Genomic DNA, 20,552 nt, shown 5'->3' with positions numbered 1-20,552 from the left:
CTGGAAAAGGAGCATTCCCATGATCAAGCCATTCGCGCTGGTGATTGCCGCAGGCCTGTTGGCCGGCTGCGGCAGTGCGCCCAAGGCGGCGCCCGAGACACAAGGTGCTGCGCCGGACAAGGGTTGCTACCAGTCCGACTGGCAGGCCGAGACCATGCCGGTGATCAACAAGCGCATAGGACCTGACAGGCTGGAGAAGTACGACTCCCCGCCCAAAGGTAAGGAACAGGGTTGCCCTTGATGGGTCTGATTCACTAACCGACAGCAGTGGCGGCCCCTGGCCGCCGTTCGAGGATTGGCAATGAAAGGCGTTATCGCCCTGGCAGCACTGGCTCTATTGGCCGGTTGTGCCAACCTGAACATGTTCAACAAGGCAGAGCCACAGCCAGAGACATGGACCACCTGGGTGTGTGACAGCCAGGCCCAGGTGAACTGGCGGTTTGTCGGTGCGGACCACAACCAGGTGGATGTACGCCTTGGCGGCTCCGACCAGGTGTATCGCCTCAAGCAAGAGGTGGCGGCTTCCGGCACGCTGTATAGCAATGACCAGTTGGCGTTTCACACAAAAGGTGAGGAAGGCCTGGTTTACTGGGTCGCCACTGACGATTTGATCGGCCGGGGCTGCAAGGCCCAGTAATACAGAACACTGAAGATCTCATGTAGGAGCGGTTCCAACCGCACCCTGCAATAACGATTCAGCAGGCCAAGGCCCAACCCCTTGATCTGCAATAACTTGAATAGCAGCCGCCGCTACGGCAGGCTTGCACGATTAACGACCCTCGACCGGGAGAGAGACACAATGGCACTTATCAGCATGCGTCAAATGCTGGACCACGCAGCCGAGTTCGGCTACGGCGTTCCAGCCTTTAACGTCAACAACCTTGAGCAGATGCGCGCCATCATGGAAGCCGCTGACAAGACCGACTCCCCAGTGATCGTCCAGGCTTCGGCTGGTGCCCGCAAATACGCTGGTGCACCGTTCCTGCGTCACCTGATCCTGGCTGCGATCGAAGAGTTCCCGCACATCCCGGTGTGCATGCACCAGGACCACGGCACCAGCCCTGACGTGTGCCAGCGCTCCATCCAACTGGGCTTCAGCTCGGTGATGATGGACGGCTCCCTGGGCGAAGACGGCAAGACGCCGACCGACTACGACTACAACGTGCGCGTCACCCAACAAACCGTGGCCCTGGCTCACGCCTGTGGTGTTTCGGTAGAAGGCGAGCTGGGCTGCCTGGGTTCGTTGGAAACCGGCATGGCCGGTGAAGAAGACGGCATCGGCGCCGAAGGCGTGCTGGATCACAGCCAGATGCTGACCGACCCGGAAGAAGCCGCTGACTTTGTCAAGCGTACCCAGGTCGATGCCCTGGCCATCGCCATCGGTACCAGCCACGGCGCCTACAAGTTCACCAAGCCACCTACCGGCGACGTGCTGGCGATCGACCGCATCAAGGAAATCCACAAGCGCATCCCCAACACCCACCTGGTGATGCACGGATCTTCCTCGGTACCGCAAGAGTGGCTGGCGATCATCAACCAGTACGGCGGCGACATCAAAGAAACCTACGGCGTCCCGGTTGAAGAAATCGTCGAAGGCATCAAGCACGGCGTGCGCAAGGTCAACATCGACACCGACCTGCGCCTGGCCTCCACCGGTGCAATGCGCCGCCTGATGGCCACCAACCCGAGCGAGTTCGACCCGCGTAAATTCTTCGGCGCCACTGTTACGGCGATGCGTGATGTGTGTATCGCGCGTTACGAAGCGTTCGGCACTGCCGGCAATGCTTCGAAGATCAAGCCTGTGTCGTTGGAAGCGATGTACCAGCGGTATTTGAAAGGTGAGTTGAACGCCAAGGTCAACTAAGTCCAGGCACTCATAAAAAACCCGCAGTGATGCGGGTTTTTTATGGCAGGTTATATTCCAAACGCTGAAAACTAATGTGGGAGCGGGCTTGCTCGCGATTGCGGTGTGTCAGTCAGCACATGTATTGGCTGACCCACCGCAATCGCGAGCAAGCCCGCTCCCACATTTGATTTGTGGTGCTTATTGATCAACCAGCACTTTGGGGTTCGAGTTGCCCCAGACTGTGTAGAGATCGGCCAACAACGCCCCATTGATATCCTCTACCTCGGCCTGGCTCGTCTGCACATTCCCCTGCTTGCCAAACAACACCACTTCATCGCCGCTCTTCACGGTCGGCACATCGGTGACGTCGACCATCAAGGTGTTCATCGACACTTTGCCCACCACCGGCACCCGATGCCCATTGATCAGCACGATGCCTTTGTTGGTGAACGCTCGACGATAACCATCGGAATAGCCCACGGTGATGTTCGCCAGTTTCGAGTCCCGCGCCAGGGTGTAGGTGCGGTCGTAGCCGACGGTGTTGCCCTTGGGGTAGCTGTTGACCGAGGCCACGTGGGACTTGAACTGCATCACGCGCTTGTACTCGGTAAACGACGGCACGGTGTCGCCGAACAGCAGGCCGCCAGGGCGCACCATGTCCAGGCGCGACTCGGGCACTTCCAGGGTGGCGAAGGAGTTGGCGGCGTGCAGGGTGATTTTGCTGCGGTCCAGTTGGGCCACGTTGATCAGCCAGTTGGCCTGTTCGTTGAAGGCCTTGAGGCCGGCGCGTACGTCGGCGGCGTCTTCGACGGCGAAGTGGGTCATGATTGCCTTCACTTCCAGGTTCGGTACTTTGGTGATGGCGACCGCATCGCGCCGGCCCTGGGCGGTGGTCATTTCCACGCCGTTACGGCTCATGCCGCTGGAGTTCAGGCCCAGGTGCACCACCAGCGGGCGGCCATGATGCTCGGCGATCAGGCTGGCGCGCACGGCGAAGTCGAGGTTGCCCACCAGCTCTTCCATGTTGTACGGCAGCGCGGCTTCCAGCTCGCTCAACGCGGCGGTGCGTACACGGATCAGTTGGCCCTTGAAGCCGCTTTCACGTACCACGCGTGCTTCTTCATTGCTGGCCACACCTACGCAAGGCACGCCCAGCTTGATGACCGATGGCATCAGCAGGCCGATACCGTGGCCGTAGGCGTCAGCCTTGAGTACGGCGCAGATTTTCGACTTGTCGGCGAGGCTGGCTTGCAGGGTGCGGATGTTGTGTTCGAAAGCGGCTTTGCTGATCTCGACCCAGGCGTTGCTGTCCTGGATGTTGACCTGGGCCACGCCGTCGGTCATCGACAACGGCGGGGCGGCGAAGGCCGGGTTTTGCAGCATGACCATACCCATGGACAGGGCGAGTAGGGTGCGAGTGAAGGGCATTGTGAGTCTCCATGACTTTCTTATAGGGCAGCATTACGCGTGCGCGGCGTCATACTCGAATTGTCCTACAAGAAAGTCGAGACCCTGGGTCGCGGTTCTGTCCTAAAGCGTCGTGGGAATGATCAGACTGTCAGTTGTGATCGATATCCAGCTTGGCAAATGTCACTTTGCCGCCTTCCTGACTGTCGCCACTGTTGTCTTGCACATACACCCCGGCCTTGAAGTACAGCGGCTTTTTGCCCCAGGCGGCACCGATGCGTTCGTTCCATTGCCCGCTGGCTGCTTCGACGCTCAACAGGCCAGCCTTGTTCAGGTGGATAACGTAGGTGAAGTTTTTCTCCAGAGGCACATTCTCGGCCACGATAATTACCCGGCCGTCGCTGTCATCCGGGCGCATGCGCACCTTGGCGACGATGTTGCCGGTCTGGGTTTTTTCCTTGAACTGGTATTCGACCTTGATCAGTGGTTTCTGGCTGTCATAGGCGTGAATCTGACCGATCACGATCTTGCCCGAGGACGGCACCTGGTTGATTGCCAGGGTGGCGCGCAGGTAGTTGTCGGCTTCGGGGTAGGTCCAGTTGCGTAGCCGGCCATCGGCATAGGTTTCGCGCAGTTCGCTGCGCGGGTAGATGGCGTTTTCGGTACGGGTGCCGGTGACGGGGGTCCAGAATTGCACGCTGCTGCCTTCGGCCTGGAAGTATTTGCCGTTGAAACCGCTGAGCAGTCTGGGGGTGTCGATGGTGGCTGGCGGGGAGCCAACAGGGATGCTCAGGTTCCAGGTGGACAGATCAATCATTGAGTGCGCCTTTACTGTACGAAAGAGGGGTCAAAAGGCCTTGGCCCGCGGATTAGCGCGTTATTTATAAGCGGCTGGTCATCGTTTGTTAATAATTTTAAGGCGGTTTATTGGCGTCAATGGACTGTCAAAAAGCCATGCTTCCCGTACTACGTGGGCTGCAGGTGCTTACCGTTAGTCGGTTGCCCAGCCTTTGGCGCAATGATGGCCCTGTCGCGCCTTCTGCTTTAGGGGATCCAGGGCTAGAGTGACTCCACATTGTTTGTCCGGTTTTGTCTCAAAAATGACCGGAATGAATCCTCAAGGAAGAGAAGCAGCATGGAATGCGCTCCAACCCCGTCCGACGGCTGTTCAGTGCTCCTGGTGGTCGATGACTACCCGGAAAACCTGATCAGCATGCGTGCACTACTGCAGCGCGAGGACTGGCTGGTGGTGACGGCGGCCTCCGGTGAGGAAGCCTTGGGGTTGCTGCTCGAACGTGACGTCGACCTGGTACTGCTGGATGTCAGGATGCCGGGCATGGACGGCTTCGAAGTAGCGCGGTTGATGCGCGGCAGCCAGCGCACCCGCATGACGCCGATTATTTTCTTGAGTGCCAACGAACAATCGCCCGCCGCCGTGCTAGAAGGCTATGCCAGCGGCGCCATCGACTACCTGTTCAAACCGTTCGACCCGCAGATCCTCAAGCCCAAGGTCCAGGCCTTGCTGGAGCATCAGCGCAATCGGCGCGCCTTGCAGCGTTTGAGCCATGACCTGGAACTGGCCCGGGCCTTTAATGCCTCGGTACTCGACAACGCCGCCGAGGGCATCCTGGTGGTGGCCGAAGACGGGGTGATCAGCTACGCCAACCCGGCCATTTCGCGACTGCTCAATGCCACGGTGGACGAGCTGCAAGGCCAGGCGTTTCTTGGCTTTTTGCAGAAGCCCCATATGCCTGACTGGTTTGGCAGCGAGCTGTACGCCGGTTACCGCCGTGGCGAAACCTGGCGCCTGCATGATGCGATCCTGCGTACCGCCCCCGGGCAGCAACTGCCGGTGGCGATGTCCTGTGCACCGTTGCCCCAGGAGCAGAAGGCCATGGTGGTGACCGTGCAGGACATGTCGCAAGTGCGGCACCTGCATCAGCAGTTGGAGTTCCAGGCGGTCACCGACCCGCTCACCGGCTTGCTCAATCGCCGGGGCTTCTACCAGACCGTAGAGACGGCCCTGTTGCGCAACGAGCGCAGCGAGCATGCCACGGTGTTGCTGTACATGGACCTGGACGGCTTCAAGCGGGTCAATGATTCGGTGGGGCACGATGCCGGCGACCGGGTACTGCGCTGGGTCTCTGAGCAGTTGGAGCTATGCCTGCGCAGTTGTGACATTCTCGGCCGCCTGGGGGGCGATGAGTTCGTCGCGTTGCTGGAATTGGAATACCCGGAACAGGCCGCGAAGCTCGCTGAACAGTTGATCGAGCGGGTGTCGATCTGCCAGCAAGTGGACGGCCTGGAGGTGATGCTGGGGGTCAGTATCGGCATTGCCATCTTCCCCGATTGCGGCCGCGACCTGAGCGGCCTGTTGCGTGCCGCCGATATCGCTATGTACGAAGCCAAGCGGGCAGGGCGTCAGCAATATCGTTATTACGATCAGGAAATGAACGGCCGTGCCCGCTCGCGCCTGATGCTTGAAAGCAGTGTGCGCGAGGCCATCGCCAAGAAGCAGGTCACGTTGGTGTACCAGCCCCAGGTGTCCCTGGTGGATGGGCACTTGCGCGGTGTCGAGGCCTTGTTGCGTTGGCAGCACCCGAGTGTCGGCGATGTACCGCCGGGGCTGTTCCTGCCCTTGCTGGAAGAGGCACGCCTGATCAGTCAGCTCAGCAGTTGGATCTATCAGCAAGTGGCGCAGCAACGCCAGGCCTGGGCGCAGGTCATGAGCGACGACTGGGTGCTGAGCGTGAGCCTGAGCAGCAGCCAGTTCAATATGCCCAACCTGGTGACTCAGCTGCAGCAGGCACTGGAGCGACATGGGTTGCACGGGCGGCAACTGGAAGTGGAAATTGCTGAACAAAGCCTGATGCACAATATTGAAGAATCCACCAAGCAGCTCAAGCAGCTGCGGCGCCTGGGAGTGCGCATAGCCCTGGATGACTTCGGCTCGGGCACCTGCTCCCTGGCGCATTTGCGCGACCTGGAGTTCGATACGCTCAAGCTCGATCCCGGCCTGGTCACCCGCGTGCTCGACTCGCCACGGGAGGCGGCGCTAGCCCGCAGTATTATCGAGTTGTGCGGGCACTTCGGGTTGCTGGTGATCGCCGAAGGGGTGGAAACCCTTGAGCAATGCCACTGGCTGCAGGCCAATGGTTGCCAATTCATTCAGGGGCCTTTGGTCGCCCTGCCGCTGATGGCCGAGGATATTTCCCAGTGGCCGCAGCCGTTTGCGCTACGCGCAGGCCCTTGCTGAATTCGCTACACTGACGGCCTCAAGCCCCTGCCGTTCGAACCCATGACTGCGCTGAAATACCTCCAGGCCTATCCCGCCGCCCTGCAAGAGCAAGTGCGCCAATTGATCGCCAAGGATCAGTTGGGCCACTACTTGAACCAGCGTTACCCCGAGCGCCATGCGGTGCAAAGCGACAAGGCGCTGTACAGCTACGCCCTGGCCTTGAAGCAGGAACACCTGCGCAACGCGCCGGCCATCGACAAGGTGCTGTTCGACAACCGCCTGGACCTGACCCACCGCGCCCTGGGCCTGCACACCACGATCTCCCGGGTGCAGGGTGGCAACCTCAAGTCCAAGAAAGAGATTCGCATCGCTGCGTTGTTCAAGGAGGCCGCGCCTGAGTTCCTGAAAATGATCGTCGTCCACGAGTTGGCGCACTTCAAGGAATCGGATCACAACAAGGCGTTCTACAAACTCTGCGAATACATGCTGCCCGGCTACCACCAGGTGGAGTTTGACCTGCGGGTGTACCTGACCTATCGGGACTTGCAGGGCAAGTCCTAATCACAAGGCGACTGATCATGGATGTGAGCAAGACCAAAAGCAGCTTCTACCGCCGCCTGTATGTGGCGTATCTGATCGACAGCCAACTGGCCAGCAGCGTCCCGGCGCTGACCGAGGCCACTGGCATGCCCCGGCGCACGGCCCAGGACACCATCGCGGCGTTGGCGGACCTGGATATTGTCTGTGAATTCGAACAGGAAGACGGCGCCCGAAATCATGCCGGGCGCTATCGGATTCGCGACTGGGGGGCGATTGACCGGGGCTGGATCGAGCGCCACCTGGTGCAGGTCAAGCAGGTGCTGGGCTATCCCTGAGCTTTTTTGGGGGCTTGCCCGCGATGGGGCCCTCAGGCGCGCCGCATACCAATATGTGGAATGTCGTCCTCAAGATAGACCTCACCCTCGACCTTGAACCCGTATCTTGTGTAGTACCCCTGCAAATGCGCCTGTGCTGAGAGAAAGATCGGCGTCTGCGGCCAGTTATCGTCGATCTGCTTGAGGGTTTCCTCCAGCATCTGGTGGCCCAGGCCGGTGCCCCGTGCAACCCCGGCCACGAGCACGCGGCCGATAACCACGTCACCGCCATGCAGCTCCGGGTCGAGCAGGCGCAGGTAGGCAACCAGTTGGTCATCCTTCCAGCCCATCAGGTGGTGGGTGTCGCCCTCCAGATCCTGGCCGTCGATGTCCTGGTAGACGCATTTCTGCTCCACCACAAAAACCTCCGCCCGCAGGCGTAAAATGGCGTAGAGCTGTTCCTTGCCCAGATCATTGTGGTGCTTGCAAACCCAATCGACTGTCATCGTTCCATCTCGCATAAAGACCTGACTTGGATAGTAATGCCATGACCGGCGACTGTCTCGGGCGGCGACACAAACACCCTGAAAACGACCTTTTTTGTGAGTGGCGTCAATTTGCCATCATTGAGTGCTTTCGCGGCTGGGTTCTTTGTGTAATCTGCTGTACTGCGCGAGCGATAGGCTACAGTCAGAACCTGGACATACTCCCGCCAGGCGTCATCGCCCGCAAGGAACTGCCCGCTGTGCAAGGACATTAAGCATGCTGCGATTGTCTCGTGCCGTTGCTTTGATCGTGTTGCTGTTGCTGGCCCCCACGGTGGCGGCGGAACGTTTGCGCCTGGTGGCGGATGCGTGGCCGCCGTTTACCGATGCCACCCTGATCAATGGCGGCCTGGCCACCGATATCGTCAGTACCGCCCTGGCGCGTGCCGGCTATGCCAGTGATTTTGAACAGGTGCCGTGGGCACGGGCGTTGATGGGGGTGGGGGACGGGCGTTATGACGTACTGGTCAATGCCTGGTATGACGAGGCGCGTACGCAGTTGGGGCAGTTTTCCGCCGAGTACTTGCTCAATCGCTTGCGTTTTATCAAGCGTCGCGACGATCCCATTGAGTACCAGAACTTGCAGCAACTGCATGACTATCCCATCGCCGTAGTGCGCGGCTACGCCTATTCGGCGGATTTCGATGCTGATCCAAAACTGCAAAAAGTCCCGGTGCATAACTTCGCCATGGCCGTGCGCATGTTGGCGGCCAAGCGGGTGCGGCTGACGGTCGAGGATGAATATGTCGCCCGCTACAACCTGGCGCGGGAGTCCTCCAGGGTGCGTAATGCGGTGGAGTTTTTGCCCAAGCCGTTGAGTGAAAACAGCCTGCACATTCTGGTCAGCCTGAAAAACCCCAAGCATAAGCAGATTGTTGCCGGGTTTGATCGGGAGATCAGCAAGATGAAGGCGGATGGCAGTTATGCGCGGTTGCTGAAACAGCATGGGATGTAGTGGTCTTTAGGGCCCTAAGCCGCACTGGTTTCCTTGATCAAATGCGCCGCCAATGTGCGCAACGGCCCCAACTGCCGGCAGATCAACGCCAACTGCGTCTGCACCAGCCTTTGCGCCTCATCGATCTCATCCGGCATCTGCTCCAACTCCAGCGCCAGGGCTTCCTCGGCATCGCTCTGCACCGCAATCGGCTGTTTGTTCGCCAGCCCCGTGGCGATTTCGTCGATGCTTGTGGCGAGGGTTTTGCCCGCGCCTTCGATCAGGTGCTCGCGCACATCGGCCGGCAATTGGGTGTCGCGGTGCGCACCGAGCCCTGACAGGTAGCTGAGCAAGGTGTGGGACAACACCAGGAAGCGGAAGCCCACGTCGGCCTCCTTACGGAAATGCCCCGGCTCCATCAGCATGTTGGCCAGGGTGGTGGACAGCGCGGCGTCGGCGTTGTGCGCATTGCGCCGGGCCAGGCGGTAGGCCAGGTCGTCGCTCTTGCCGGCGGCATATTGCTGCATGATTTGGCGCAGGTAGATGCTGTTGCAGGTCAGGGTGTTGGCCAGCACTTTGTTCAGGCGCCGGCCTTGCCAGTCCGGCAGGAACAGGAACACCGCCAGTCCGGCGATCAGGCTGCCGAGCAAGGTATCGAACAGGCGCGGCAGGAATAGCCCGTAGCCATCGCCCACCTGGTTGAAGCAGAACAGCACCATCAGGGTAATGGCAGCGGTCGCCAGGGTGTAGCGGGTGGTGCGGTTGATAAAGAACACCAGCCCCGCAGCGATGGCGAACATCGATTGCACCAGGGGGCTTGGGAACAGATCGAACAGCGCCCAGGCCACCGTCAGGCCGATGGCCGTGCCGACGATCCGTTGGCCGAGCTTGCGCCGCGTGGCGCCATAGTTGGGCTGGCAGACGAACAGGGTGGTGAGGATGATCCAGTAGCCCTGGGACGGGTGGATCAAATGCACCATGCCGTAGCCGACACTCAGTGCCAGGGGCAGGCGCAGGGCGTGGCGGAACAGCAACGACGTCGGCGTCAGTTGAGTGCGCAGGCGCGTCCACATTTCCTTGAGGTTGCGCGGTGAACGGTCCAGCAGGCTGCTGTCGGTGGCATCGGCCAGGCTGTCGGGGTTGCTGGCATCACTGAGCAGGCGGTCGAGGGTCGACAGGTTGGCCGCCAGCGCGCGCAGCGAACGCAACAGGCCGCGCCAGGCCGGGTTGCTCTGGATGCGTAGGTGTTCCAGGGACGCATTCAGATCGCCCAGGGCCTCGGCGAAGCTGGCGTCATAGACAAACGGCTGACGCAACTGGATCGATTCGGCGAGGGTCTGGCAGGCCTTGCCTTGCTGGCGCAACAGGCGTTGGCAGCGGAACAGCACATCGCTGTGGAAGAAGGCTTCAGCCAGGGCGTTGTAGGGGTAGTGGGAGGAGCTGGCGCGTTCGTGGATGTCCTGGGCCAGGAAGTACAGCTTGAGGTAGCGGCTGACCTTGGAGCCCGGCCGGCCGTTACCGACGCGGTGCAGGATGATTTCCTTGGCCGCATTGAGCGCCGCCACCACCCGGCCATTTTGCTGGGCCAGTTCCAGGCGCCGTGCTTCCACATCCAACTGGCGAATGGGTTCGAACAGCGAAGACTTGAGCTTGAGGTAACGCCCCAGTTCGCGAAACAGCCGGGCCAGGCTCTGCTGCACCGGCTGGTTGGAAAACAGCGCCTGCCACAGCACCGACAGCGCGCCATACCAGGCGGCACCGGCCACCAGCAGCAAGGGCTCGTGCCAGAAGTCGGTGACGGCGCCGCCGCGCTGGTCCACACCGATCATGGTGTAGACCGACAGAATCAAGGTGGCCGAGGCGATCGCCCCATAGCGCTCGCCCAGGGCGCCGAGCATGGTCAGGCAGAAACTCGCCAGGGCGATGGCGATGGCAAAGATCCACGGGTAGGGAAACAGCAACTCCACTGATAGCGCCGCCACGCTGAAACATACCAGCGTCACCGCCAGGGCGTTGAGGCGGCCTTGCCAGCTGTCATCGGTCTCGGCCAGGGCGCTGGCGATAATCCCCAGGAACAGCGGGATCAGCAGCGACATCTCATCCTGATACCAGCACAACGCCATGCTGCCGGTGAGGGCGATAAACACCCGTACGCTGTAACTGAACTTATCCAGTGCCCAAAGGCGCCGCATTGACTGCTTGAACGAGGTCGAGGACATGAAGTCTGGGGTCTTCCGGGACGATGCCGCTAAATTGAGCCAGTAATGACGTCAGGGCAAGCGCGGCGATCACATTCATAAGCAAAAAATGTTTTGGCACACCCCAAGCAAAATGTGGGAGCGGGCTTGCTCGCGAATGCGGTGTGCCAGCCGCCGGATCAGTTGACTGGTACACCGCATTCGCGAGCAAGCCCGCTCCCACAGGTGATCGCATTGCAGTTCAGGCGTATTGCGCCGCCGCATAACCCGAAGCCCAGGCCCATTGGAAGTTGAACCCGCCCAGGTGCCCGGTCACGTCCAGCACTTCGCCGATAAAGTACAGGCCGGGGCTTTTCAGCGACTCCATGGTCTTGGACGACACTTCCCGCGTGTCCACCCCGCCCAGGGTGACTTCGGCGGTGCGGTAGCCTTCGGTACCGGCCGGGACCAACTGCCAACTGCCCAGCTTGCTGGCGATGTCCGCCAGTTCGGCGTGGGTGTACTGCTTCATCGGCTTGGACACAAACCACGTCTCGGCCAGCAGGTTGGCCATCTTCTTGGTGAAGATCTCGCCGAGCAGGGTCTTGAGTTCGCTGTTGGGGCGTTCGGCCTGCTGCTGTTGCAGCCAGGCGTGGGCATCGTGGTCGGGCAACAGGTTGATCTCAACGGTGTCGCCGGGTTCCCAGTAAGACGAAATCTGCAAGATTGCCGGCCCGCTCAGGCCGCGATGGGTAAACAGAATGTTCTCGCGAAAGCTCTGGTCGTTGCAGCTCACCAGGCAATCGACCGAGGTGCCGGACAACTCGCCGCACAAGTCCTTGAGCTGATCGGTGATGGTAAACGGCACCAGGCCCGCGCGGGTCGGCAGCAGTTCATGGCCGAACTGCTTGGCCACCTGGTAACCAAAACCGGTGGCGCCCAGTGTCGGAATCGACAGCCCGCCGGTGGCGATCACCAGGGATTCACAGCGCAGCTCGCCCAGCGTGGTCTGCAACTGGTAGCCGCTGTCGAGCCTGGCGATCTCCTGGATCGAGGTGTCCAGGTGCAGGCTCACGCCGGTCTGGATGCACTCGTCGAGCAGCATGCCGAGGATGTCGCTGGATTTGTTATCGCAGAACAACTGGCCGAGTTTTTTCTCGTGGTACGGCACGCCGTGCTTGGCCACCAGCCCGATGAAATCCCATTGGGTGTAGCGGGCCAGGGCGGATTTGCAGAAGTGCGTGTTATGCGACAGGAAGTTGGCTGGCTCGGTGTACATGTTGGTGAAATTGCAGCGGCCACCGCCCGACATCAGGATCTTCTTGCCGGCCTTGTTCGCATGGTCGATCAGCATCACCTTGCGCCCACGCCCGGCGGCAGTCAGTGCACACATCAAGCCTGCGGCGCCAGCGCCAATGATCACAACTTCGGTCGAGCGCAAAACGGTGTCCTCACAAAAACTTGATCTGAAATGCAATCAAATGTGGGAGCTGGCTTGCCTGCGATGCAGCCGACTCGGTCTGACAGGCAGGCCGGGTTGATGCTATCGCAGGCAAGCCAGCTCCCACATTGATTGGGTTTGCACAGTGCTTATGCGGTGTTCTTACAGGATGCGCACACGCAACGAACGACCCTTGATCTTGCCGTCATTCAAGCGCTGCAGCGCCTGCTTGGCGACGCCACGCTCCACGGCCACATAGGCCTGGAAATCAAAGATCGCAATCTTGCCGACCTGGGCGCCCGGGATCCCGGCTTCGCCGGTCAGTGCACCCAGGATATCGCCGGGGCGAACCTTGTCTTTACGACCGGCAGCAATGCACAGGGTGCTCATCACCGGCAGCAGCGGCGCGCCGCCCTGGGATTTGAGGTTGCTCAGTTGGTCCCAGTTCAACGGGGCCTTTTGCAGCAACTCGATGGCCTGGGCGCGGTGCGCTTCGGACGGTGCTACCAGGCTGACGGCGATCCCGGTCTCACCGGCACGCCCTGTACGGCCGACGCGGTGAATGTGGATTTCCGAGTCGCGGGCCAGTTCGACGTTGATCACCATGTCCAGTGCATCAATGTCCAGGCCGCGGGCGGCGACGTCGGTGGCAACCAACACCGATGTGCTGCGGTTGGCGAACATCGCCAGCACCTGGTCACGGTCACGCTGCTCCAGGTCGCCATGCAGGCCGACCGCGGAAATGCCCTTGGAGGTCAGGTGATCCACGGTTTCCTGCACTTGCTGCTTGGTAAAGCAGAAGGCCACGCAGGAGGCCGGACGGAAGTGCGACAGCACTTTGGTCACCGCGTCCATGCGCTCGTCCGGGGAGATTTCGTAGAACCGCTGCTCGATCTGCTCGTCGGAGTGGAACGCTTCGGCCTTGACCTGCTGCGGCGCGCGCATGAATTTGGAGGCCAGTTGCTTGATGCTCACCGGGTAGGTGGCCGAGAACAGCAGGGTCTGGCGACGGGCCGGGGTCTTGCTGATGATGTCTTCGATGGCGTCGTAGAAACCCATGTCGAGCATGCGGTCGGCTTCGTCGAGGATCAGCGTGTTCAGGCCGTCCAGCACCAGCGAACCCTTGCGCAGGTGTTGCTGGATGCGGCCCGGGGTGCCGACGATGATGTGTGCGCCGTGTTCCAGGGAGGCGATCTGCGGGCCGAGGGACACGCCACCGCACAGGGTCAGCACCTTGATATTGTCTTCGGCACGGGCCAGGCGGCGGATTTCCTTGGCCACCTGGTCCGCCAGCTCGCGGGTCGGGCACATCACCAGGGCCTGGCAACCGAAGTAGCGCGGGTTGATTGGGTTCAACAGGCCGATGCCGAAGGCCGCGGTCTTGCCGCTGCCGGTCTTGGCCTGGGCGATCAGGTCCAGCCCCTTGAGGATCACCGGCAAGCTTTGCGCCTGGATCTGCGTCATCTCGACATAACCCAGCGAGTCGAGGTTAGCCAGCATGGCGGCGGAGAGCGGCAAAGTATTAAAAGCGGTGGCGATGGTGGTCACGGGACTGGCTCTGCAAAAACAAAATGTCGCGCAGTGTACCAGCCTCGTGGGAATTTCCCTGCAAGTTCTAGACGAGACGCCGCTTAATGCTCGATGTCGTGCTCGCGGCTGACCACCCGTTTGCCGTCTTTTGGCGACAATTGCAGGAAGATCGCCGCCGCCAGCATCGCCATGATGCCCACGGTGAGGAAGGTCAACTGGAACGCCCCGAGCACGGTACTGACCCCATCGTTGCCGGCTTCGGCGGTGAACCCACCCAGCAGGGCGCCGGCGCAGGCCACCCCCAGGCTCAGGGACAGTTGCGCCACCACCGACAGCAAACTGTTGCCGCTGCTGGCCTGGGCGTCGTCGAGGTCGATCAGGGTCACGGTGTTCATCGCGGTAAATTGCAGGGAGTTGATCGCCCCCAGCACTGCGAGCATCGCCAGCAGCAGCGGGTAGGGCGTCTGTTCGCTGACCAGGCCCATGCTCGCCAGCATCAGGCCCAGCGCCAACGTGTTACCGGTCAGCACAATGCGATAGCCCAGGCGTTCGATCAGCGGCCGGGCAACCGACTTGGCGACCATGGCTGCCGCCGCCAGGGGCAGCATGCTCATGCCGGCCTGGGATGGCGAGTACCCCAGGGCGATCTGCAACAGCAGCGGCACAAGGAATGGCAGCGCACCGCTGCCCAGGCGCGCGAACAGGTTGCCGAGAATGCCCACGGCAAAGGTCCGGGTCTTGAACAGCACCGGCGAGAACAGCGGGTTCTCGATATGCCCGGCGCGCAGCCAGTAGGCCGCCAGGCATGCCATGCCGCCGAACAGCAGCAACATCACGCGCAAGTGTGGCAGGTGCAACTCGCCCAAGCCTTCCATGGCAATGGTGATCAGCACCATCGCCGCGCCAAACAGCAAAAAGCCCAGGCTGTCGAAGCGTGTGCGCTCGCTGCCGCGCAGGTCGGGAATGAATTTCCATACGGCGTAGCAGCCGATCATGCCCACCGGCAGGTTGATCAAAAAGATCCAGTGCCAGGTCAGGTACTGCACCATCCAGCCGCCCATGGTCGGGCCGAGCAAAGGGCCGAGCAGGCCGGGAATGGTGATGAAGCCCATGATCCGCACCAGCTCCGAACGCGGGTAGGCGCGCAGCACCACCAGCCTTCCCACCGGTAGCATCAGCGCGCCGCCCAGGCCCTGGATCACCCGCGCGCCGATCAGCATGCTCAGGCTGCTGGACAAGGCGCACAGCAGCGAACCGATGCTGAACAGCATGATCGCGCCGAAGAAAATTTTCTTGGTGCCGAAACGGTCGGCGATCCAGCCCGAGGCCGGGATCAGCAAGGCCACGGTCAGCATGTAGGCGATGATCACGCCTTGCATGCGCAAAGGGTTCTCCGCCAGGTCCTCGGCCATGGCGGGCAAAGCCGTGTTGAGAATCGTCCCGTCGAGTGACTGCATGAAGAAGGCAATCGCTACCACCCAGGGCAACCAGCGGGCGGTCTTGGCATCGAGCACGACACGATTCGGCATGAGAACCCTTTTATTAGCAGGCTATGTGTTGCCGATTATGCGCCATCAATAAGCGGTTTTCCCACTGGCGGTTCGTCTATATCTGACACTGCTACATCTTTGCCCACCAGGAAATCAATCAGCGCCCGATGCACTGCAAACGCCGCCTCGCGGGACTCCAGGTCGAGCAGATGGCCGGTGTGCTCGGCCGTGGCAAAGCTGCTGCGCCCCACATATTGCTTGAACAGTTGGGCTTCATCGGCCGGCGTATATTCGTCCAGCGTGCCGTTGAGAAAGTGCACAGGGCTTTCGATCTGGCGCAATTGCGGCAGGTAGTTGCCATCGCCCAGCGCCAGCACCTGATGAATATGAAAGCGCGCCTGGCGGTACTCGGTGGTGGCCATGGTCGACAGGTGCCGATGGTTATTGCGCTTGAGCCGGCTGGAGAGGAACTTGCCGACGGTTTCGTTAAGCAGGTGGCCGACGGCGGACTTGTCATCGGCCTCGATCAGCACTCGCACGCGCTCCACGTATTCGAGCATCGCCTGGTTGAGATTGGGCGCCAGGGCCATCACTACCGAGCTTTCGATGGAGGGCGGGTTGCGCGCCAGGGTCAGCAGGGTCGAGATGCCGCCCCAGGAGGCCGACACCAGATGGTTGACCTCAAAGCGCTCCACCAGCGCCCGCAGGATTTCGACTTCGTCGTCCTTGGTCACCAGGTCCAGATCGGTGTTGTGGGGGCGTGAATAGCCAGAGAACGGTAGATCGAACATCAACACATTGAAATGCTCGGCCAGGCATTTGCTAGTGCGGGCGAATGAGCGGGTGGTGGACAGCGCGCCGTTGACCAGCAGTACGGTCTTGCGTTGTGGATCGTTGCCCAGTTGCTCTACGTGAACGTTGTAGTGCTTGAACAACTTTTCAATGACAAAACTTCCTTGGTACATGTCAACGCTCCGGCTCGCCCTATCCCGGGCGAGGTCATGCATCATTTGCGAACAAATGGATTAAGAGTGGCGGGATGCCACTAACGTTTATATCGAGGTTTTCGGCAGGCGACAACAGCCCCGCAACCAGCGGGCTGTTGTAAAGGAAGGTTCATCAACACACAGGGAGTTCCCCTGTAGGAGCGAGCTTGCTCGCGAAAATCGCGAACGATAACGCGGGCATCCTGATCGAACGCGGCACGTCGCAGCGCCACCCGGAGAACGCCCCGCACCTACAACGTCAGGGTCAACCGTTTTACCAGCGCGCCCGGCAACAAGTTGGATGAGGTACTGCGCTCGCTATAGGTACTGGCCGACAGCAGCAACTCGCGTTCGGCGGTCAGCGCTTCCAACTGCGAACCCAGCAGGTGATACACACTGTCATCAAAACGCATGGTGCTGACCGGCGCCTTGATCTCACCGTCCTCTACCCAGAACGTGGCGAAGCGGGTCATGCCGGTCAGGCGCGCCGCCGGCTGGTCGGAGTAGTTCAGGTACCACAGGTTGCTGATATACAGGCCGGTGCCCAATTGCTTGAGGATATCGGCCTGGGCCAGGTCGCCTGCGGCCATTTCAAAGGCACTGGGAGACTCGTCGCCGTCGGCACCGTTGGTGCTCAAGCCATATTCGGCAGCGCTGCGCGAGTTGACCAGGCGCCCTTCGGCATGGCCGGCGCTGATCAGGGTCACATCGCTGCGCGGGTAGCCGTCGCGCGAGAATGCCGGGCTCAACGATGCGCTGACCTGTTCCGCCATGCTCACCAGTGGGTTCAGGGCCTGATCACCGGCATACAAACGCTGCAACGGGCTGCCTTTGCTGGCGATGGCCTGGGCGGAGAAACCACCCCAGGCGAGCATGCTGACAATTTCTTCCAGGGCCGCTGGTGCCAGGTAGGCGCGGTACTGGCCGGGCGCCAAGGTGTGCAATGGCCGGCCCAGATACTCAAGCTGCTCGCGGGCTTGCTGGAAGCGCTGGGCAAACGCCGTGCTGTCCCAGGCATCCCCGGCGTAGCTGGCTTTTACCGCTTCGCCATTGGCATGGAACAGGCTGAAATCGAAGTTGAAACTATTGGCCTGATGCCAGCCAAAAGCCCCGGACGAACTGGCGAATCCACGGCTGATCGGCCCGGCGGCATAGAAACCTACCAGGTCCACACCTTGGGCGGCCTGGCTGATTTCGGCCAGGACCTGATCCAGGTCCGGCAGTGGCCGGGCCTGTTCATTCTGGCTTTTCCAGGCGTTGTGGTTGAGCAGCAGATAAGGATCCTGCGGCAGCAATGGCAAGGTTTCACGCAGTTGTTGCAGGCCCTCGGCCAGGCGCTGGCGATCCAGCTCCGGCGCCCCGGCCAAGGTGATACCGAGGTCGGCGTGGCGCCCGTCATGAATCAGCTTGAGGTTCACGCTGGCTTGTTGCACCTGCCCGGCCTGCCGCACCCGGGCATGGTTCAAGCGCACGAACTCGGAAGACTCCGCCGCATAGCCCAGATGAAACTGTTCCCCGTCGGTGATGGCCTGCTTGAGCCACTCCACCAGATCCTTGAAAGCCTGCATCAGGCATCTCCCCCAAACACATCCACATCATTGAACACACACGCCGGCGACGCATGGCCAACGCGGATCACCTGGTTGGGCTCGCCCTTGCCGCAGTTCGGCGTACCCAGCACCTGGAAAGTACTGGCATCGCCCACGGCACTGAGCTTGCGCCAGAACTGCGCGGAAATCGCCCGGTAGTTGGGGTTTTTCACCACGCCCTTGAGTTCGCCATTTTCGATCAACTGGCCCCATTCGCAGCCGAACTGGAACTTGTTGCGCGCATCGTCAATGGACCAGGAACGGTTGGTCGACATCAAGATACCGTGCTCGATGCCGCCGATCAGTTGCGCCAGGCTCTGGTCGCCAGCCTCGATATTGAGGTTGGCCATACGGTCGATCGGCGCGCGGTTCCAACTGCAGGCGCGACTGTTGGCAACGCCGCCCATGCCTGAACGGTATTGCGACAGCGCACCGCCCAATGGCTTGAGCAGCAGGCCTTCACGGATCAGGAACTGCTTGCTGGCGGCAGTGCCGTCATCGTCATGGCCATAGCTGGCCAGTTGTTCGGGAATGTCCGGGTCGAAGGTCACGTTCAGCAGGTTTGAGCCGTATTGCAGGTGACCGAAGTCGCTGGCCTTGACGAAGCTGGTGCCGGCGTAATTGCGCTCGTCACCGAGGATCCGGTCCAGCTCCAGCGGGTGGCCGATGGACTCGTGGATCTGCAGGATCATCTGGTCGGGCATCAGCAGCAGGTCGCGCGGGCCGGTGGGGGTATTGGGCGCCAGCAATAGTTGCAGCGCCTGATCGGCAATCCGTGGCGCGGCGCCGACCAGGCCGAAGCGGCTGATCACGTCCGCGCCGCCTTGCTGGCCAAAGTTGGTGCCACCCAGGGTGCGGGTCTGGCTGTCGTTGCCGTCGTAGGCCGTGACATTGACGCCGGGGAACACAAAACGCTGGGCCTGGCGCAACTCGGCGCCGGCACTGTTGAGGTAGATCTGCTCGACCAGGGTGGTGCCCAGGCTGACTTCCCAGTTCACCAGGCGCTCGTCCTTGGGCACGGCGGCTGACTCGGCACCGAGCAATTGGTAGCAGTCGCTCAGGGATGCAAAAGGTTGGTCGAGGTTTGGCGACAGGTAATCGGCGATGTCGCTGGACACTGGCTGGTCGCGCAGGTCGAGCAGTGCGTGGGGCTTGATCCGCCGGGCTTGTTGCTCAGCGCGCTCAAGGGCGGCTTGCAGGCCGGGCAGGGAAATGTCGTGGGTGGCGGCGTAGGCCTCGACACCGTTGAGGCGCACGGTGAGCATGGCACCTTCGTCGCGACTCAGGTGCGGCGGCTCGGCGACGTTCTTGCGCACCGACAGGTACTGGCCAGACTCGCGCACGTAACGCAGCGAGAAGAACTCGGCGTAGGTGCGCAGGGCGGCGAAATGTTTTTTGAGTTGCGGGTGGGCGTCGAACATGGGGCCTTCCTTGTGGGCAGCGGTGGCCCGGAGGCCCTCATCGCTGTAGGAGCGAGCTTGCTCGCGAAGGTCGCGAACGATGGCGCGGGCATTCTGGATAAATGCCGCGCTCTTGGGTTTTTCGCGAGCAAGCTCGCTCCTACAGGGTTAGACCGGGCAACCCTTGGCGCGCAGGATCGCGTCAAAACGATCAGGGTCCAGGGTGCCGGCTTCGATAGCCGCCAGTGTAGCCTGCTCGCGCGCCAGCAGGTCGTGGCAGCGCACCAGCAGTTCCGGCAGTTCGCTACGGGATGCGGCAACCACGCCGTCGCCATCGCCGATCATCAAGTCGCCAGGCGCGACCAGCATGCCAGCACACGAGATCGGCACGTTGATCTCACCGCCGCCGTCCGTACTCGGGCCACGGTGCACGCCGCCGATGGCGTAGGCCGGCAGTTCACCGGTCTGCCATTCGTCGAGGTCGCGCAGGGCGCCGTTGATCACCACGCCGACAATGCCGGCCTTGAGGGCCATGGCGCGCATGATGCCGCCGAACACCGCGCGTGTCAGGTCGGCGCTGCCGTCGATCACCAGCACATCGCCCGGGCGGGCCATTTGCATGGCCTTGAGGATCATCAGGTTGTCACCGGGGCGCACACGCACGGTCAGCGCGCTGCCGAGCATCGGCGCATTGCCGTGGAACGCCTTGAGGCCCAGGCCGCCGACGTTACGGCCCAGGCAGTCGCTGACGGCCGCGGCCGGGATCTTGCTGAATTCCTTCAGCCATTTTGGGTCCAGCGGTTCAACGTTTGGATTGATCAGGAAGCCGGTAGGCCATTTGCTCGAAGAAACGACATCAAACATGAGAAAGCCTCGTGGCCAGGCAAAAGCCGGCGTGTCGGTAGGGAGGTGAAACGTTTGCGCGAGGGACTAGATTAGGCCGGCGCGGGGGGTGGGATCAAGGGTGAGGCGGTGTAGGAAGAGTCTGGGAAGGTGTGTGTAGGCTGGACGGGCCTCATCGCGGGCAAGCCCGCTCCCACATTTTGATTTGTGAACACATTCAAATGGACTGCCCCCAAGAAGTTGGACACCAATCCAATTTCTTGGGGTGTTCA

Annotated in this window: 18 protein-coding genes; 7 read left to right on the top strand and 11 right to left on the bottom strand. The window is 61.3% G+C overall.

Features of this window, described 5'->3' with window-relative positions; all coding sequences use genetic code 11:
• Positions 1-19: 19 nt before the first annotated feature.
• The 3 genes from KL786_RS14465 (at position 20) to fba (ending at position 1,864) form a co-directional block, all read left to right on the top strand.
• Complete coding sequence (locus tag KL786_RS14465; RefSeq protein WP_032858717.1) at positions 20-241, top strand: hypothetical protein; 222 nt, start codon at positions 20-22, stop codon at positions 239-241.
• A gap of 60 nt (positions 242-301) precedes the next feature.
• A complete protein-coding gene (locus KL786_RS14460; RefSeq protein WP_215518045.1) occupies positions 302-637 on the top strand; it encodes an MliC family protein in 336 nt (111 codons plus the stop codon).
• A 162-nt stretch (positions 638-799) separates the two neighbouring features.
• Entirely contained in the window at positions 800-1,864 is a 1,065-nt protein-coding gene (fba, locus tag KL786_RS14455) for a class II fructose-bisphosphate aldolase (RefSeq protein WP_029297347.1), read from the top strand.
• 180 nt (positions 1,865-2,044) lie between these two features.
• On the opposite strand, the gene alr is transcribed toward fba, so the two are convergent.
• Both alr and KL786_RS14445 read right to left on the bottom strand, forming a co-directional pair.
• A complete protein-coding gene (gene alr, locus KL786_RS14450; protein WP_065942724.1) occupies positions 2,045-3,274 on the bottom strand; it encodes an alanine racemase in 1,230 nt (409 codons plus the stop codon).
• 130 nt (positions 3,275-3,404) lie between these two features.
• Complete coding sequence (locus KL786_RS14445; RefSeq protein ID WP_215518044.1) at positions 3,405-4,070, bottom strand: polysaccharide lyase family 7 protein; 666 nt, start codon at positions 4,068-4,070, stop codon at positions 3,405-3,407.
• 318 nt (positions 4,071-4,388) lie between these two features.
• Here KL786_RS14445 and KL786_RS14440 point away from each other — a divergent pair, with 318 nt between their 5' ends.
• Genes KL786_RS14440 through KL786_RS14430 form a run of 3 tightly spaced genes read left to right on the top strand, consistent with a single transcriptional unit; the run spans position 4,389 to position 7,366 of the window.
• Positions 4,389-6,509, top strand: coding sequence for a putative bifunctional diguanylate cyclase/phosphodiesterase (locus KL786_RS14440; protein ID WP_215518043.1), 2,121 nt, complete (start codon positions 4,389-4,391; stop codon positions 6,507-6,509).
• 42 nt (positions 6,510-6,551) lie between these two features.
• Positions 6,552-7,052, top strand: coding sequence for a M48 metallopeptidase family protein (locus KL786_RS14435; protein ID WP_032858710.1), 501 nt, complete (start codon positions 6,552-6,554; stop codon positions 7,050-7,052).
• 17 nt (positions 7,053-7,069) lie between these two features.
• Positions 7,070-7,366 (top strand): winged helix-turn-helix domain-containing protein, encoded by a 297-nt coding sequence (locus KL786_RS14430; protein ID WP_215518042.1) that lies wholly within the window; start codon positions 7,070-7,072, stop codon positions 7,364-7,366.
• A gap of 32 nt (positions 7,367-7,398) precedes the next feature.
• Here KL786_RS14430 and KL786_RS14425 read toward each other — a convergent pair whose 3' ends face one another.
• On the bottom strand, positions 7,399-7,851 hold the full coding sequence (locus KL786_RS14425) for a GNAT family N-acetyltransferase (protein WP_215518041.1): 453 nt from the start codon (positions 7,849-7,851) through the stop codon (positions 7,399-7,401).
• A 256-nt stretch (positions 7,852-8,107) separates the two neighbouring features.
• On the opposite strand from KL786_RS14425, the gene KL786_RS14420 reads away from it, so the two are divergent.
• On the top strand, positions 8,108-8,845 hold the full coding sequence (locus KL786_RS14420) for a substrate-binding periplasmic protein (protein ID WP_215518040.1): 738 nt from the start codon (positions 8,108-8,110) through the stop codon (positions 8,843-8,845).
• 14 nt (positions 8,846-8,859) lie between these two features.
• Here the strand turns inward: KL786_RS14420 and yccS are convergent, their stop codons facing one another.
• The 8 genes from yccS to KL786_RS14380 all read right to left on the bottom strand — a co-directional run bounded on the left by yccS (position 8,860) and on the right by KL786_RS14380 (position 20,301).
• The gene (gene yccS, locus KL786_RS14415; protein WP_215518039.1) at positions 8,860-11,043 is read right to left on the bottom strand and encodes a YccS family putative transporter; all 2,184 of its coding nucleotides are present in this window, start codon (positions 11,041-11,043) and stop codon (positions 8,860-8,862) included.
• Between the two features lie 220 nt (positions 11,044-11,263).
• Complete coding sequence (locus tag KL786_RS14410) at positions 11,264-12,442, bottom strand: BaiN/RdsA family NAD(P)/FAD-dependent oxidoreductase (RefSeq protein ID WP_215518038.1); 1,179 nt, start codon at positions 12,440-12,442, stop codon at positions 11,264-11,266.
• A gap of 162 nt (positions 12,443-12,604) precedes the next feature.
• Complete coding sequence (gene dbpA / locus KL786_RS14405; protein ID WP_229689197.1) at positions 12,605-13,942, bottom strand: ATP-dependent RNA helicase DbpA; 1,338 nt, start codon at positions 13,940-13,942, stop codon at positions 12,605-12,607.
• Between the two features lie 131 nt (positions 13,943-14,073).
• On the bottom strand, positions 14,074-15,501 hold the full coding sequence (gene mdtD, locus KL786_RS14400; RefSeq protein ID WP_215518037.1) for a multidrug transporter subunit MdtD: 1,428 nt from the start codon (positions 15,499-15,501) through the stop codon (positions 14,074-14,076).
• Between the two features lie 35 nt (positions 15,502-15,536).
• The gene (locus tag KL786_RS14395; RefSeq protein WP_215518036.1) at positions 15,537-16,427 is read right to left on the bottom strand and encodes an alpha/beta fold hydrolase; all 891 of its coding nucleotides are present in this window, start codon (positions 16,425-16,427) and stop codon (positions 15,537-15,539) included.
• Between the two features lie 272 nt (positions 16,428-16,699).
• Positions 16,700-18,016 carry a TldD/PmbA family protein gene (locus tag KL786_RS14390; protein ID WP_215518035.1) on the bottom strand — a complete coding sequence of 439 codons (1,317 nt, stop codon included), beginning with the start codon at positions 18,014-18,016 and terminating at the stop codon, positions 16,700-16,702.
• Positions 18,016-19,458 carry a TldD/PmbA family protein gene (locus tag KL786_RS14385; RefSeq protein WP_215518034.1) on the bottom strand — a complete coding sequence of 481 codons (1,443 nt, stop codon included), beginning with the start codon at positions 19,456-19,458 and terminating at the stop codon, positions 18,016-18,018. Before KL786_RS14385 ends, KL786_RS14390 begins: the two co-directional genes overlap by 1 nt.
• 147 nt (positions 19,459-19,605) lie before the next feature.
• Positions 19,606-20,301 carry an RraA family protein gene (locus KL786_RS14380; protein ID WP_032858688.1) on the bottom strand — a complete coding sequence of 232 codons (696 nt, stop codon included), beginning with the start codon at positions 20,299-20,301 and terminating at the stop codon, positions 19,606-19,608.
• Positions 20,302-20,552: the final 251 nt, after the last annotated feature.

It is taken from the genome of Pseudomonas sp. TAE6080, from assembly GCF_018732265.1.
In the GTDB taxonomy this organism is placed as follows: Bacteria; Pseudomonadota; Gammaproteobacteria; order Pseudomonadales; family Pseudomonadaceae; genus Aquipseudomonas; species Aquipseudomonas brenneri.
This window is presented reverse-complemented; position numbering and strand designations above follow the sequence as displayed.

Excerpts from the sequence above, each read along its gene's own strand:
- KL786_RS14435 (WP_032858710.1), top strand. The coding sequence starts at position 6,552 with ATGACTGCGCTGAAATACCTCCAGGCCTATCCCGCCGCCCTGCAAGAG.
- yccS (WP_215518039.1), bottom strand. The coding sequence starts at position 11,043 with ATGTCCTCGACCTCGTTCAAGCAGTCAATGCGGCGCCTTTGGGCACTG.
- KL786_RS14465 (WP_032858717.1), top strand. The coding sequence starts at position 20 with ATGATCAAGCCATTCGCGCTGGTGATTGCCGCAGGCCTGTTGGCCGGC.
- fba (WP_029297347.1), top strand. The coding sequence starts at position 800 with ATGGCACTTATCAGCATGCGTCAAATGCTGGACCACGCAGCCGAGTTC.
- KL786_RS14390 (WP_215518035.1), bottom strand. The coding sequence starts at position 18,016 with ATGCAGGCTTTCAAGGATCTGGTGGAGTGGCTCAAGCAGGCCATCACC.
- KL786_RS14440 (WP_215518043.1), top strand. The coding sequence starts at position 4,389 with ATGGAATGCGCTCCAACCCCGTCCGACGGCTGTTCAGTGCTCCTGGTG.
- KL786_RS14445 (WP_215518044.1), bottom strand. The coding sequence starts at position 4,070 with ATGATTGATCTGTCCACCTGGAACCTGAGCATCCCTGTTGGCTCCCCG.
- KL786_RS14420 (WP_215518040.1), top strand. The coding sequence starts at position 8,108 with ATGCTGCGATTGTCTCGTGCCGTTGCTTTGATCGTGTTGCTGTTGCTG.
- KL786_RS14385 (WP_215518034.1), bottom strand. The coding sequence starts at position 19,458 with ATGTTCGACGCCCACCCGCAACTCAAAAAACATTTCGCCGCCCTGCGC.
- dbpA (WP_229689197.1), bottom strand. The coding sequence starts at position 13,942 with ATGCTGGCTAACCTCGACTCGCTGGGTTATGTCGAGATGACGCAGATC.
- KL786_RS14395 (WP_215518036.1), bottom strand. The coding sequence starts at position 16,427 with ATGTACCAAGGAAGTTTTGTCATTGAAAAGTTGTTCAAGCACTACAAC.
- mdtD (WP_215518037.1), bottom strand. The coding sequence starts at position 15,501 with ATGCCGAATCGTGTCGTGCTCGATGCCAAGACCGCCCGCTGGTTGCCC.
- alr (WP_065942724.1), bottom strand. The coding sequence starts at position 3,274 with ATGCCCTTCACTCGCACCCTACTCGCCCTGTCCATGGGTATGGTCATG.
- KL786_RS14430 (WP_215518042.1), top strand. The coding sequence starts at position 7,070 with ATGGATGTGAGCAAGACCAAAAGCAGCTTCTACCGCCGCCTGTATGTG.
- KL786_RS14425 (WP_215518041.1), bottom strand. The coding sequence starts at position 7,851 with ATGACAGTCGATTGGGTTTGCAAGCACCACAATGATCTGGGCAAGGAA.
- KL786_RS14460 (WP_215518045.1), top strand. The coding sequence starts at position 302 with ATGAAAGGCGTTATCGCCCTGGCAGCACTGGCTCTATTGGCCGGTTGT.
- KL786_RS14380 (WP_032858688.1), bottom strand. The coding sequence starts at position 20,301 with ATGTTTGATGTCGTTTCTTCGAGCAAATGGCCTACCGGCTTCCTGATC.